Here is a 12,962-nt window from a genome sequence, read left to right as displayed (position 1 = left end):
GCCCCGGGACGACACGACGCCCCGCAGCCGTGACGGCTGCGGGGCGTGCGTGGGCTCGGGCCGATCGGCCTCGGCGTCAGGACCGGTCGGCGAGCACCTCGTCGAGGTCGAGCTTGGTGAAGACCGGCGTCGGCTTGGCGACCTTCGCGCCCACGGTGACCGGGTGGGACTCCCAGGTCGGCGTGGCCGAGTAGTCGCCGGTGATGACCGGGTAGGTCTCGTCGTTCGGGCCCACGCCGGGGTCGAGGTCGCTGACCTCGTCGACGCGCGGCATCGGCATCAGCTCCCCCTCGCCGCCGAAGACCGCGTGCACCCGGTTGGCGGCGTGCGGGAGGAACGGCGCGAGGATCGTGTTGCAGTCGAGCACGCACTGGGCCGCGACGTGCAGGACCGTGGCGAGGCGCTCGGCCTGGCTCGGGTCCTTCATCTTGTAGGGCTCGGTGACGGTGAGGTACTTGTTCACCTCGCCGACCACCCGCATCGCCTCGGCGATGCCCGCGCGCAGCTTGTGGTGGCGCAGCAGCTCGCCGACGGTGTCGAAGCCGGTGCGCACGGCCGCGAGGACCTCCTCGTCGACCGGCTCCAGCGGGCCCGCGGCCGGGATCTCGCCGAAGTTCTTGGCGATCATCGCCGCGGTGCGGTTGACAAGGTTGCCCCAGCCGGCCACCAGCTCGGAGTTGTTGCGGGTGACGAAGTCGTTCCAGGTGAACGCCGCGTCAGAGGTCTCCGGGCCCGCGGCGCAGATGAAGTAGCGCAGCGCGTCGGGGCCGAACTCGGCGAGGAAGTCGCGGACGTAGAGCACGTGGCCGCGGCTGGAGGAGAACTGCTGGTCGCCCATCGTGAGGTACTCCGAGGAGACGACCTCGGTGGGCAGGTTGAGCACGCCGTACTGGCCGGGCTCGCCGCCGCGCTCGCCCTGGCCGGCGTAGGCCAGCAGCTCGGCGGGCCAGATCTGGGAGTGGAAGGTGATGTTGTCCTTGCCCATGAAGTAGTACGACAGGGCCTCGGGGTCGTTCCACCAGCGACGCCAGGCGTCGGGGTCGCCGCTGCGCCGCGCCCACTCGATCGAGGCGGACAGGTAGCCGATCACCGCGTCGAACCAGACGTAGAGCCGCTTGGTCGGCTGCTCGCGCCAGCCCTCCAGCGGGATCGGGATGCCCCAGTCGATGTCGCGCGTCATGGCGCGCGGACGGATCTCCTTGAGGATGTTGAGGGAGAAGCGGATGACGTTGGGCCGCCAGGTGCCGGACGCCTCGCGTCCGGCCAGCCACTCCCCGAGCGCGTCGGCGAGCGCCGGCAGGTCGAGGAAGAAGTGCTGGGTCTCGACGAACTCCGGCGTCTCGCCGTTGATCTTCGAGCGCGGGTCGATCAGGTCGGTGGGGTCGAGCTGGTTGCCGCAGTTGTCGCACTGGTCGCCGCGGGCCTCGGGGTACTTGCAGATCGGGCAGGTGCCCTCGATGTAGCGGTCCGGCAGCGTGCGCCCGGTCGAGGGGCTGATCGCCGACTGGGTGGTCTGCTCGACCATGTAGCCGTTGCGGTAGACGGTCGAGAACATCTCCTGCACCACGGCGTAGTGGTTGCCGGTGGTGGTGCGGGTGAACAGGTCGTAGGACAGCCCCAGGCCAACCAGGTCCTCGACGATGACCCGGTTGTTCTCGTTGGTCAGCTGGACCGGAGTGACGCCGGCCTTGTCGGCGGCGACCAGGATCGGCGTGCCGTGCTCGTCGGTGCCGGAGACCATCAGCACGTCGTGGCCGGCCATGCGCATGTAGCGGCTGAAGACGTCGGAGGGCACACCGAAACCGGCGACGTGACCGATGTGGCGGGGCCCGTTGGCGTAGGGCCAGGCGACGGCAGACAGCACAGTGCTCATGGGCGAATCCTAGGAGGAGTGCGGCGAATCACTCGCGTCGGGAGCGCTACGGTCGGGCCCATGGTGACGCTGATCGCAGAAGATCTCCTCCTGCTGCTCCTCGACGACGAGACGGGGCGCGGGCCCACGGGCCTCGACCTGCGACCGCTGCTGGGCGGCGCCGTGCTGCTCGAGCTGGCGCTCGCCGGGGCCGTGGAGCCGGGACCGCGTTCGGCATGGGGCACCTCGCGCGTGCGGACGATCGCCGGCGGCGCCCCGGTCGAGGATCCGGTGCTGCGCGAGGCCCTGACCGAGATCGCGACGAAGGAGCGCTCGGCGCAGGACCTCGTCGGGCGCCTGGGCAAGGGCCTGCAGGAGCGGCTCTCGGTGCGGCTGGTCGAGCGCGGCATCCTCGAGCGCCGCGAGGGACGCGTGCTGGGGCTGTTCCCGACCACCACCTGGCCGGCGGCGGACTCCCGTCACGAGGCCGACGTACGACGCGCGCTGGAGGCGGTCCTCGTGCAGGGCCGCGACCCGGACCCCCGCACCGGCGCGATCGTCGCGCTGCTCGCCGCCGTCGACCGCGCCCACAAGGTCGTCGACCGCGCCGGGCTGCCGGCCGGGCAGGTCCGCAAGCGGGCCAAGCAGGTCTCCGAGGGCGCGTGGGCGGCCAAGGCGGTCCGCGACGCGATCACGGCCGCCACGACGGCGGTCACGATGACGGTCGTCGCCGCCGGGGTCGCCACCGGCAGCTGACGCCCGCCAACGGCGCCGGCTCGGCGACGGGTCAGAAGCGGTCGATGCGGTTCTGGGCGCGGCCGCGGAGGTTGCCGAGTCGGTTGTAGAGCAGCTGTCCGGGACAGGCGGTGTCGTTGGTGTCGCGGTGCCCGTCGATGATCGGCAGCCGCACCCGGGCACGGGCCGGGTAGCGGTCACTGCCCTCCGAGCGGCCCCAGACCCGGCCCACGGCGCCGCTCTTGGCCTTGTCGAGCTTCCAGGCACTGAGCGCGACGAGCGCGTTCATCGTGCGCCGGGTCGGTTGCGCGGTCTCGTGGTTGCCGATCACCGCGATCCCGACCGAGGTGTGGTTGAAGCCCAGGGTGTGGGCGCCGCGGACCCGGTTCGCCGGTCCGCCGGCGCGCCCGACCCAGATGCGCCCGAAGCGGTCGACCAGGAAGTTGTAGCCGATGTCGGACCAGCCCAGGCTCTTGGTGTGGTAGCGGTACATCCCGCGCAGCAGCCCGGGCACCTCACGGCGCGAGTAGTCGTTGGTGTTCACCGTGTGGTGGATGTGCACCTGCTTGAGCTGGCGGTTGTAGCTCGGTCGACCGTCGCGCCAGCGCTCGTTGGCGCCCCAGTCCGAGCGGGTGCGCAGCGCCGGGCGCGGGGCCCGCGACGGCTTCGCGGCACGTGCGAGACCCGGCGCCGCCGTCCGGGCGGCGGGCACGGAGGGGGTGGTCGTGGCATCCTCGGGGCGCGACCCCGGGTCGATGAGCACCAGCGTCAGGGCACGCGGGCGCACCGAGGTCCCGGCGACCTCGACCTGCACCCCGTCGGAGTCACCGACCCACGTCGGGTGGGTGCCGCGAGCCTTGCTGGTCTCGCCACCGGTCTCCCCGGGCCCGTCCTCGAGCGTCTCCAGCGCACGCCAGCCGGTCCACGACCCGTCGGTGCGGCTGCGGACCCGCACCGCGGGCTCGTGGTCCCCGCGCCAGGTCACCCCCACCATGCCGTACGCCGCGGTGTCGAGCTGCCGGGTACGGGCGCCGCCGGCGACCGGCACGACCAGCCGCCCCTCGAGCGGGACCTCCGCGGTCCGCACGCCGGAGGCGTCGGGCGCCCCCAGCCCGAGACGCTCGACACCCGGGCTCGCCGCGGCTCCCGGCGGGGCGAGGAGCCCCGTCAGGGCGACGACGGCGACCAGCCACGCGCGGGTGCGCGGGGCCGGTCCGGTGCTGTGTCCGGAGTGACGCATGTGTTCCATGATGCGCGAGGAGGCCTGCGGGGTCGAGCCCGCCGGTTCCCGCGCCCGCTGCTCAGCTGAAGTCGAGCGGCGCGGTGCGCGAGCGCTTCAGCTCGAAGAAGTAGGGGTAGGACGCGAGCGCCACCGCGCCGTCCCACACCTTCCCGGCCTCCTCGCCGCGCGGGATCGAGGTGAGGACCGGGCCGAAGAACGCGGTCCCCTCGATCGCGATCGTGGGCGTGCCCACGTCGTCGCCGACCTGGTCCATGCCGAGGTGGTGCGAGCGCCGGATCTCCTCGTCGAAGGAGGAGTCGTCCATCGCGTCGGCCAGGTCGGTCGGCAGCCCGGCATCGGCGAGCGCCGCCTCGATCGTCTCGCGGGTGAGCTCCTCGCCCCCGTTGTGGCGGCGGGTGCCCAGCGCGGTGTAGAGCGGCGCCAGCACCTCCTTGCCGTGCTTCTGCTCCGCGGCCATGCACACCCGGACCGGCTGCCACGCGGTCGAGAGGAACTCGCGGTACTCCTCCGGGATGTCCTTGTCCTGGTTGAGGTAGGCCAGGCTCATGATGTGCCAGGTCACGGAGATGTCGCGGACCTTCTCCACCTCGAGGATCCAGCGCGAGGTCACCCACGCGAACGGGCAGGCAGGGTCGAACCAGAAATCGGCGTTGGTCGTCATGACCCGATCCAACACGGTGTCGCCCCACCGGATTCCGCGGGGTTGATTCCGCGGGCCTGACTGCGCAGGCCGGTGAGGCTCAGCGCTTCGGGCGCTTCGGGCGCTTCGGCACGAACACCTTGACCGCTCCCTGGGTGGCCAGCACCGGGTCCACACCGCCGTAGCGCACCACGATCCGGCGCTGACCGGCCTTGAGGCCGGTGAGCACGACCCGTGCCGTGCCGCCGGTGAGCGCGACCTGCTGGGCGCGCCCCTGCACCGTCATCGTGACCGACCCTGCCGGGGTCGTCCCGGGCGCGAGCAGCTTGACCCGCACCACGGCCCGCAGGGGCTTGCCGACGGCCTTGACCCGCATCTCCGCGGGCGTGGTCACGCGCGGCCCGGCCGGCACGATCGCCGTCAGCGGGCTGTAGCGGGCCAGGGAGTGGTCGACCTGCACGCTGATCGCGCGGCCGAGATCGGCCGCGACCACGTCGTACGTCGTCCCGGTGGCGCCGGGGATCGGCGCGCCGTCGCGGAGCCACGTGTAGGAGACCCGGGCCTCGGCCGGCACGACCGTGCCGGGCGCCACCTGGAGACGTCGACCGACCTGCACCTGGTCGCGCACCTGGCCGGTGACGCGGTACGGCGAGGTCACCTCGATCGTGCCGGCCAGCACGGGCGCGGTCGGGGAGGAGAACTGCTGGGCGGCCAGGTAGCCGGCGGCCCGGGCGGTGACCCGCGCGGTGATGCTGCGACCGACGTGGGCGGCGCTCAGCTCGAGCTCGGGGCCGGTCTGCTGGGGGATCAGCTCCCCGTCGGCCAGCCAGCGATAGACCAACGACTCCGCGGCCGGCTGCCAGCCCGCGCCGCCGGCCCGCAGCACCTCCCCGACGTAGGGCTCACCGGTGATGACGGGCGGTGTCGCCGCGGCGAGGGTGCCCGCGGCGACCGGCGCCGGCGCGGGGGCCACCACGGAGGCGGCGGTGTAGCCCGCCTTCTGGGCGGTGACCTGCAGGGCCAGCCGCTTGCCGCGCAGCGCAGGCGGCGGGGCGAACGACGACGTGGTCGCGCCGCTCACCGCCTTGCCGTCGGCGAGCCACTGGTAGCGCAGGTTGGCGGCGGGCTGCCACCGGCCGCCGGTCGCGCTGATCGTGGATCCCACGGCAGGCGCGTCGGTGATCTTCGGGGGCTCGACGTTGACGATCTCGGTGTCGATGAAGTGGATGAAGCCGCTCGGCCAGCCGGTGCCGGACTTGGTGATCCGGCGCCAGTGGAAGTCCCCGCCCCAGCTGTCCTCGGAGACCACGATCTCGGTGGGGCTCACGACCTGCTCGACGTAGGCCACGTGGCCGCTGGACCCCGCGCCGGGGACGTTCGCGCGCCACCAGGCCACCGCGCCGACGCGCGGCGTGCCGTCGGTGATCTTCGACATCGCAGCACCCCAGTTGCTGGCGTTGCCGCTGCCCGACCAGGGCCGCACGTTGGGCATGCCGGCCTTCACCAGTCGGTAGGCCACGTAGTTGGTGCAGTTGTGACCGGCGTACATCCGCCAGTACATCGTCTTGTTGTTGCCGGCGTAGCCGTGGTGCTTGTAGCCCGCCTTCTGGCACGCGGTGTAACCCGTGCACAGGTACGTCGAGGCCGCGCCGGCCGTGCTCGACGGGACGACCAGCAGACCCGTGAGGAGCAGGAGCCAGCACCCTGTCGAGGCGAGGAGACGCCGGGCGCGAGGCCACTGTGACTGCTGATGCACAGGACGACTGTAGTGAAAATTGTCAAGCGTGACACGCCGGGGGCCGAACTACTTCAGTGTAATTTTACCCGCGCGGTCGGGCGTGTCCGCGTTGACGCAGGCGCTCCGGCTACCGGCCGGTTCACCGTGTCGCCCTCGGTGGCAGGATCGACCTCATGCCTGGAACCAACCTCACCAGGGATGAGGCCGCCACCCGCGCCGCCCTCCTGGACATCGCGTCGTACGACGTCGACCTGGACCTCACCAAGGGCACCGTCGAGAGCTACGACGGCACCTTCGGGTCGACCACCACCATCCGGTTCACCTGCTCCGAGCCAGGAGCGGACACCTTCGCCGACCTGGTCGGCGCCACGGTCGAGTCGATCACCCTCAACGGGCGCGAGCTGGACCCCGCCACGGCGTACGCCGACAGCCGGATCGCGCTGAGTGACCTGGCCGCCGACAACGAGCTGGTCGTGCGCGCCCGGTGCGCGTACTCCCACACCGGCGAGGGCCTGCACCGCTTCGTCGACCCCGTCGACGACCGGGTCTACCTCTACAGCCAGTTCGAGGTCCCCGACGCCCGCCGGGTGTTCACCACCTTCGAGCAGCCGGACCTCAAGTCGGTCTTCACCTTCAACGTCACCGCCCCCGCGCACTGGGTGGTCGTCTCCAACGCACCGACCCCCGAGCCCGAGACCCTTGGCGAGGGCACCGCGGTCTGGCGCTTCCCCGAGACCAAGCGGATGTCGACCTACATCACCGCGATCGTGGCCGGTGAGTACCACGCCGAGTTCGACGTCTACGAGGGCCGTTTCGGCCAGATCCCGCTCGGCCACTACTGCCGCCAGTCGCTGGTCGAGCACATGGACACCGCCGAGCTGGTCAAGATCACCAAGCAGAGCTTCGCGTTCTTCGAGGAGCAGTTCGACTACCCCTACCCCTTCGGCAAGTACGACCAGCTCTACGTGCCGGAGTACAACATGGGCGCGATGGAGAACGCCGGCTGCGTGACGCTGCGCGATGAGTACCTCCCCCGCAGCCGCCAGCCGCGCTCGTTCTATGAGTTCCGCTGCTCGGTGATCACCCACGAGATGGCGCACATGTGGTTCGGCGACCTGGTGACCATGAAGTGGTGGGACGACCTCTGGCTCAACGAGTCCTTCGCCGAGTGGGCCTGCTACTACTGCGAGGCCGAGGCCACCGACTTCACCGACGCCTGGACCGGCTTCGCCAACGCGCGCAAGCAGACCGGCTACCGCGCCGACCAGCTCCCCAGCACCCACCCGATCGCCGCCGACAACGTCGACCTGCACGCGGTCGAGGTCAACTTCGACATGATCACCTACGCCAAGGGCGCCTCGGTGCTCAAGCAGCTGGTGGCCTGGGTCGGCCTGGAGCCCTTCCTCGCCGGGCTGCGCCAGTACTTCCGCGACCACGAGTTCGGCAACGCCACCTTCGACGACCTGCTCGCCGCGCTCGAGGCCTCCTCGGGCCGCGAGCTGTCCGGCTGGGCCCAGGAGTGGCTGCAGACCGCCGGCGTCAACACCCTCTCCCCCGTCTTCGAGCTCGCCGAGGACGGCACCTATCGCTCGTTCTCGGTCGCCCAGAGCGCCGACCCCGAGTGGCCGACCCTGCGCCGCCACCGCCTCGGCATCGGCCTGTACGACGACGTCGACGGCCGCCTGGTGCGCCGCGAGTACGTCGAGGTCGACGTGGAGGGCGCCAGCACCGCCGTCGAGCAGCTCGTCGGCGCCCGCCAGCCGGCGCTGCTGCTGCTCAACGACGAGGACCACGCCTACGCCAAGATCCGCCTCGACGAGCGCTCGCTGGCCACCGTCGTGGACGGCGGCCTCTCCCGCCTCGACGACTCCCTGGCCCGCGCCCTGGTCTGGGGCTCGGCGTGGGACATGACCCGCGACGCCGAGATGGCCGCCACGGACTTCGTGCGCCTGGTGCTGGCCAACATCGCCACCGAGACCGACTCGTGGGGCGTCACCCGGATCCCGACGTACGCCGCCCTGGCCGTCAGCTCCTACAGCGCACCGGAGCACCGCGACGCGCTGCGCGCGGAGTGGGAGTCCGGCCTGCGCGAGCTCGCCCGCACCGCCGAGCCCGGCAGCGACCACCAGCTCACCTTCGTGCGGGCCTGGGCCAACGCCGCGCACAGCGACGCCGCCCTCGACGAGCTGGTCGCCCTGCTCGACGGCAGCACCACCATCGAGGGGCTCGCGGTCGACCAGGACCTGCGCTGGTGGCTGATCACCGCGCTGGCCGCCGCCGGACGCTTCGGCGAGGCCGAGATCCAGGCCGAGCTGGGCCGCGACAACACCATCTCCGGCAAGGAGAAGGCAGCCGCCGCCCGCGTCGCCCAGCCCACCGCCGAGGCGAAGGCCGCCGGCTGGAGCGCCATCCTCGACCCCGCGACGCCCAACGAGACCTCGCGCGAGATGGTGCTCTCGATCTTCCGCCACGGCCAGGACGAGGTCACCGCGCCGTACCTCGAGAAGTACCTCGAGGCCGCCGAGACCGTCATCGACACCCTCGGCTTCCACAAGGCGTCGGTGATGCTGGAGTACGGCTTCCCCAAGCCGCTCGCCTCCCCCGAGCTGCTCGCCCGGGTGGACGCGTGGGTGGAGGGCACCTCGGCGCCCGCCGGCGCCGTGCGCTACGCCCGGGAGGGTCGTGCCGACGCGGCCCGCGCCCTCGCCGCCCAGGAGCGCGACAGCCGCCGCTGATCTGGGCCCGTTGAACGACGACAGGGCGGCGACCACCTCGGTGGTCGCCGCCCTGTTGTCGTCGGTGGCTGGTCTGCGTCGTACGCCGCCGTCGCTGGGGGCGTGCGAGGAGTCAGCGCGCGTGCAGCGTGCGCGGGGTGCGGGCGTGCTCGGCGAGCAGGTTGATCCCCGCCCGCAGGCCGTCGAGCAGCTCGCCCTCGGCGAACGCGCGCTGCATCGCCAGGGCGGCCAGCTCGACCTCGGCGTCGGTGAGGTTGCGGCGCACCCAGCCGCCGGTGACGACCTCCAGCGCGCGGCGCTGGGGGTCGACCATGATCAGGATGCTGCGCGCGGGGGCGACCAGCGTGTTGTGCAGGCTCGTCGCGAACGCCCGGGGGTCACCCTCGGCGTTGCCGACGAAGACGGAGAACTCGACCCGTGAGTCGAGCTCCGCCTGACGGATCGTCGCCTCGAGGGCGTTCAGCTCGCCCCGAGTGAAGACCGAATCACCAGCGGGCACTGGCTCCACCGGCTTCCGAGCCCTCACCGTCGGGCGCGGCGAGCTCGGCGGTGCCCTGACGCGGGCCACCGATCCACTGGTTCTCGATGTGGGGGGCGCCCGGGGTCAGGCGCTCGCCGCGGATGATCGCCGGCAGGTAGACCAGCAGCGTGATGACGAGCGCCATGCCGATCGGGATGAGCGCGAAGAGCAGCAGGGCGGTCCACGTGTCGACGGCGTCCGGCTCGGACCACCCCTCCGGCACGTCGGCGCTCGCCGGCCCGGCGATCGCAAGGAGCGCCGTCGAGGTCAACAGCACGAGGGAACCCCGACGGACGAGGGTCGAACGACGGGAGGGCACGGTCTGGGTGGTCACGGCTTGAGGATATCGGCTCGCTCTCCGCCGCTCGCCAGGCCCTCCGTCCGTGGCCGCTCCCGCGGCTCCTCCCGCGCCAGGCTCGCCGCGGCGCGTGACGCCCGACGCATGGGCGAGGACTCGAAATGCGGGCCGAGGTCTGGAAACTTGGGCCCATGGCCCTCATCCAGACGACAGACTCCTGCGCCGAGGACGAGACCGTGTGCAACACCGTCTTCGACCTGACCAACAACCAGACCGCGGCGAACATCGCCGACCTGATCATCGGCAAGCCGCTGGCGATCACCGGCCTGGTGGTCCTCGCGGTGGTCATCCGCTGGATGCTGCACAAGGTCGTGAACCGCCTCGTCGCGGGCGCCGAGGACGGCGTGCTCCCCCAGCAGGTCGGCCGGGCGCTGCGCCGCGGGCCGGTCGCGCCGCCCACCGCCAGCGAGCTGATCGCCTCGACCCGGCGCGTGCAGCGGGCGAAGACCATCGGCGACCTGTTCAAGTCCATCATCACCGGCGTCATCGTGGCCGTCTTCGGCACCATGATCCTCAGCGAGCTGGGCGTGAACATCGCCCCGATCATCGCCAGCGCCGGGATCCTCGGCCTCGCGCTCGGCTTCGGCGCCCAGTCGCTCGTCCGCGACTTCCTCTCCGGCGTCTTCATGATCGTGGAGGACCAGTACGGCGTGGGCGACGTCGTCGACGTCGGCGAGGCCAGCGGCACCGTCGAGGCGGTCAGCCTGCGCATCACCCGCCTGCGCGACCTCAACGGCACCGTCTGGTACGTGCCGAACGGCGAGATCATGCGGGTCGGCAACATGAGCCAGAACTGGTCGCGGGCCGTCGTCGACGTGAGCGTCGGCTACGGCGAGGACCTGGCCCGGGTGCAGAACGTGCTGCGGGAGATCGCCCACGACCTGTGGCAGGACGACGAGTTCCGCACGGTGATCATCGAGGAGCCCGAGGTCACCGGCGTCGAGGCGCTGGCCGCCGACGCCGTCACCCTGCGGGTGCTGATCAAGACCTCCCCGCTGGAGCAATGGGCGGTCGCCCGCGAGATGCGCCAGCGGATCAAGTCGCGCTTCGACCACGAGGGCATCGAGATCCCCTTCGCCCAGCGCGTTGTCTGGCACCGCGAGGAGAGCGCCGCCCAGGGCGGTGCCGACGCCCACGAGGGGACGGAGCCCGGCGACGTCAGCGAGCACGACGCCGTCGACTCCGGCGGGCAGCACCGCCGCTGAGGGTCCCGACGCACGCAGGGCCCGGACCGTGACGGTCCGGGCCCTGCGTCTGTGTGCGTGTCTGGTGCGCGCTCAGGCGAGCGAGGCGTCCAGGGTGATCGTGGTGCCGGCGAGCGCCTGGCTGACCGGGCAGCCCTCCTTGGCGGCCTGGGCGACCTCGACGAACTTCGCCTCGTCGATGCCCTCGACCTGGCCGACGACGGTCAGCTTGATGCCGGTGATGCCGGTGCCGGGGGTGAACTCCACCGAGGCCGTGGTCTTCAGCGACGTGGCCGGGGTGTCGTTCTTGGCCAGGCCGTTGGAGAAGGCCATCGAGAAGCAGGAGGAGTGCGCGGCGGCGATCAGCTCCTCGGGGCTGGTCTTGCCGTTCGCCTCCTCGGCCCGCGAGGGCCAGGACACGTCGTAGGTGCCGAGGCCGGAGGACTCCAGCGTGACCTTGCCGGCGCCCTCGAAGAGGGTGCCTTCCCAGTTGGTCGTCGCCTGACGGGTGGTAGCCATGTGCGGATCACTCCTCGTGGATCGCGTACGGGTCTTGGGTTGGCGAGTCTTGCACGCCGATGGCAACCCGCCGACCCGGCGACGGCAGAATGGACCGGGTGAGCACCTTCTACGACGACATCGGCGGCTACGACACGATCACCAAGATCGTGGCGAAGTTCTACGAGGGCGTTGCCGGGGACGAGGTGCTGCGCCCGATGTACCCCGAGGAGGACCTCGGGCCCGCCGAGGTCCGGTTCCGCGACTTCCTCGTGCAGTACTGGGGCGGCCCCTCGACCTACTCCGAGCGCCGCGGTCACCCGCGACTGCGGATGCGCCACGCGCCCTTCCGCGTCGACCCGGTCTCCCGCGACCACTGGCTCCAGCACTTCCGTGCCGCGCTCGACGAGGCCGACCTGACGCCCGAGCAGGACGCGCAGTTCTGGGACTACGTCACCCACGCGGCGCAGTTCATGGTGAACACCGTCGAGTGAGCGGCGGCCCTTCGTGGTGCCTCAGAGAGCGGCGACGCGGGTGCGCTCGGCGTACTTCGTGACCACGGCGCGGTACTCCTCCGGCGGCGCGGCGGAGCGCTGCTGGGCGACGTCGAAGAAGACCATCACCACCCGGGCACGGGCCAGCACCACGTCGCCGTCGCAGATCTCGGACTCGATCACCATCGACTTGGTGCCGAGGTGCGCGATCGTGGACCACACGTCGTAGGCCTCGGGGCGGAACAGGATCGGCACCTTGTAGTCGACGTCGGTCTGGGCCACCACGACCGAGACCCCGGCGGTGTCGACCCCGGCGTCGCGCATCATCTGGTCGACCAGCCAGATGCGCGCCTCCTGGAGGTACTCGAAGTACTTCACGTTGTTGACGTGGCCGTAGACGTCGACGTCGGAGAACCGCACCCGCACCGGGTAGTGCCCGGACTCGGTGTGCGGCACCGGCGCGATCGGCGCCGAGGCGGGCGGCGGGTCCTCGCGGAACCGCTCGAGCACCGCCTTCTCCTCCGCGGTCAGGCGCCGCGGGCGCTCCTCGGCGAAGACGTACGGCGAGAGCACCGTCGTCGCCCGCAGGTAGACGGTGCGGGTGCCGTCCTCGCCGGTGTGGAAGACCTCGTAGGCCATCGTGAAGCTGGCCGCGCGGATCTCGGTCACCCAGCACTCGATGCTCACCGGGCGGAATCCGAACATCAGGGGGGCCAGGTAGCTCACCTCGTGGCGTGCCACCACGATCCCCTCGACCAGGCCCGCGGTGCGCGAGCGCAGGTCGTGGGTGCGCAGCATGTCGACGCGCGCCTCCTGGAGGTAGTCGACGTAGGTGACGTTGTTGACGTGTCCCAGCAGGTCCAGGTCGGCCCAGCGCATGGGGCACTCGTAGAGATGGCGCACGCGGCGATGGTGCCAGAGCACCGCCGGCGGGCGGCACCACGCCGGGCCGCGCCCGGTGCCGA

12 protein-coding genes are annotated in these 12,962 nt (G+C 71.6%); 4 read left to right on the top strand and 8 right to left on the bottom strand.

The window, feature by feature from the left end:
- Positions 1 to 76 precede the first annotated feature (76 nt).
- Positions 77 to 1,873, bottom strand: a complete 1,797-nt coding sequence (gene metG / locus HBO46_RS05480) for a methionine--tRNA ligase (RefSeq protein WP_166140002.1) — start codon at positions 1,871 to 1,873, stop codon at positions 77 to 79.
- Between the two features lie 60 nt (positions 1,874 to 1,933).
- Between metG and HBO46_RS05475 the strand changes: the two genes are divergently transcribed.
- Positions 1,934 to 2,608 (top strand): GOLPH3/VPS74 family protein, encoded by a 675-nt coding sequence (locus HBO46_RS05475; protein ID WP_166140003.1) that lies wholly within the window; start codon positions 1,934 to 1,936, stop codon positions 2,606 to 2,608.
- 31 nt (positions 2,609 to 2,639) lie between these two features.
- On the opposite strand, the gene HBO46_RS05470 is transcribed toward HBO46_RS05475, so the two are convergent.
- The 3 genes from HBO46_RS05470 to HBO46_RS05460 all read right to left on the bottom strand — a co-directional run bounded on the left by HBO46_RS05470 (position 2,640) and on the right by HBO46_RS05460 (position 6,226).
- Complete coding sequence (locus HBO46_RS05470; protein ID WP_166140004.1) at positions 2,640 to 3,827, bottom strand: N-acetylmuramoyl-L-alanine amidase; 1,188 nt, start codon at positions 3,825 to 3,827, stop codon at positions 2,640 to 2,642.
- A 61-nt stretch (positions 3,828 to 3,888) separates the two neighbouring features.
- A complete protein-coding gene (locus HBO46_RS05465; protein ID WP_166140005.1) occupies positions 3,889 to 4,491 on the bottom strand; it encodes a mycothiol-dependent nitroreductase Rv2466c family protein in 603 nt (200 codons plus the stop codon).
- Between the two features lie 79 nt (positions 4,492 to 4,570).
- Complete coding sequence (locus tag HBO46_RS05460) at positions 4,571 to 6,226, bottom strand: CHAP domain-containing protein (protein ID WP_166140006.1); 1,656 nt, start codon at positions 6,224 to 6,226, stop codon at positions 4,571 to 4,573.
- Between the two features lie 155 nt (positions 6,227 to 6,381).
- Here HBO46_RS05460 and pepN point away from each other — a divergent pair, with 155 nt between their 5' ends.
- Positions 6,382 to 8,943 (top strand): aminopeptidase N, encoded by a 2,562-nt coding sequence (pepN, locus tag HBO46_RS05455; RefSeq protein ID WP_166140007.1) that lies wholly within the window; start codon positions 6,382 to 6,384, stop codon positions 8,941 to 8,943.
- A gap of 112 nt (positions 8,944 to 9,055) precedes the next feature.
- On the opposite strand, the gene HBO46_RS05450 is transcribed toward pepN, so the two are convergent.
- Together HBO46_RS05450 and HBO46_RS05445 are read right to left on the bottom strand one after the other, a co-directional pair.
- Complete coding sequence (locus HBO46_RS05450) at positions 9,056 to 9,442, bottom strand: DUF5130 family protein (protein ID WP_166140008.1); 387 nt, start codon at positions 9,440 to 9,442, stop codon at positions 9,056 to 9,058.
- Positions 9,429 to 9,797 carry a hypothetical protein gene (locus tag HBO46_RS05445; RefSeq protein WP_166140009.1) on the bottom strand — a complete coding sequence of 123 codons (369 nt, stop codon included), beginning with the start codon at positions 9,795 to 9,797 and terminating at the stop codon, positions 9,429 to 9,431. Before HBO46_RS05445 ends, HBO46_RS05450 begins: the two co-directional genes overlap by 14 nt.
- A 155-nt stretch (positions 9,798 to 9,952) precedes the next feature.
- Here HBO46_RS05445 and HBO46_RS05440 point away from each other — a divergent pair, with 155 nt between their 5' ends.
- Positions 9,953 to 11,026, top strand: coding sequence for a mechanosensitive ion channel family protein (locus HBO46_RS05440; RefSeq protein WP_166140010.1), 1,074 nt, complete (start codon positions 9,953 to 9,955; stop codon positions 11,024 to 11,026).
- A gap of 72 nt (positions 11,027 to 11,098) precedes the next feature.
- Here HBO46_RS05440 and HBO46_RS05435 read toward each other — a convergent pair whose 3' ends face one another.
- On the bottom strand, positions 11,099 to 11,524 hold the full coding sequence (locus tag HBO46_RS05435) for an OsmC family peroxiredoxin (protein ID WP_166140011.1): 426 nt from the start codon (positions 11,522 to 11,524) through the stop codon (positions 11,099 to 11,101).
- Between the two features lie 89 nt (positions 11,525 to 11,613).
- Here HBO46_RS05435 and HBO46_RS05430 point away from each other — a divergent pair, with 89 nt between their 5' ends.
- A complete protein-coding gene (locus HBO46_RS05430) occupies positions 11,614 to 11,997 on the top strand; it encodes a globin (protein ID WP_153322493.1) in 384 nt (127 codons plus the stop codon).
- 21 nt (positions 11,998 to 12,018) lie between these two features.
- On the opposite strand, the gene HBO46_RS05425 is transcribed toward HBO46_RS05430, so the two are convergent.
- The gene (locus HBO46_RS05425) at positions 12,019 to 12,900 is read right to left on the bottom strand and encodes an acyl-CoA thioesterase (RefSeq protein WP_191480203.1); all 882 of its coding nucleotides are present in this window, start codon (positions 12,898 to 12,900) and stop codon (positions 12,019 to 12,021) included.
- Between the last annotated feature and the right edge of the window lie 62 nt (positions 12,901 to 12,962).

The organism is Nocardioides ochotonae, assembly GCF_011420305.2.
Classification (GTDB): domain Bacteria; phylum Actinomycetota; class Actinomycetes; order Propionibacteriales; family Nocardioidaceae; genus Nocardioides; species Nocardioides ochotonae.
This window is presented reverse-complemented; position numbering and strand designations above follow the sequence as displayed.

Bases quoted from the DNA above. Each gene is read 5' to 3' on its own strand.
- HBO46_RS05430 (WP_153322493.1), top strand. From the start codon at position 11,614: ATGGACCGGGTGAGCACCTTCTACGACGACATCGGCGGCTACGACACG.
- HBO46_RS05475 (WP_166140003.1), top strand. From the start codon at position 1,934: ATGGTGACGCTGATCGCAGAAGATCTCCTCCTGCTGCTCCTCGACGAC.
- HBO46_RS05470 (WP_166140004.1), bottom strand. From the start codon at position 3,827: ATGCGTCACTCCGGACACAGCACCGGACCGGCCCCGCGCACCCGCGCG.
- pepN (WP_166140007.1), top strand. From the start codon at position 6,382: ATGCCTGGAACCAACCTCACCAGGGATGAGGCCGCCACCCGCGCCGCC.
- HBO46_RS05465 (WP_166140005.1), bottom strand. From the start codon at position 4,491: ATGACGACCAACGCCGATTTCTGGTTCGACCCTGCCTGCCCGTTCGCG.
- HBO46_RS05440 (WP_166140010.1), top strand. From the start codon at position 9,953: ATGGCCCTCATCCAGACGACAGACTCCTGCGCCGAGGACGAGACCGTG.
- HBO46_RS05435 (WP_166140011.1), bottom strand. From the start codon at position 11,524: ATGGCTACCACCCGTCAGGCGACGACCAACTGGGAAGGCACCCTCTTC.
- metG (WP_166140002.1), bottom strand. From the start codon at position 1,873: ATGAGCACTGTGCTGTCTGCCGTCGCCTGGCCCTACGCCAACGGGCCC.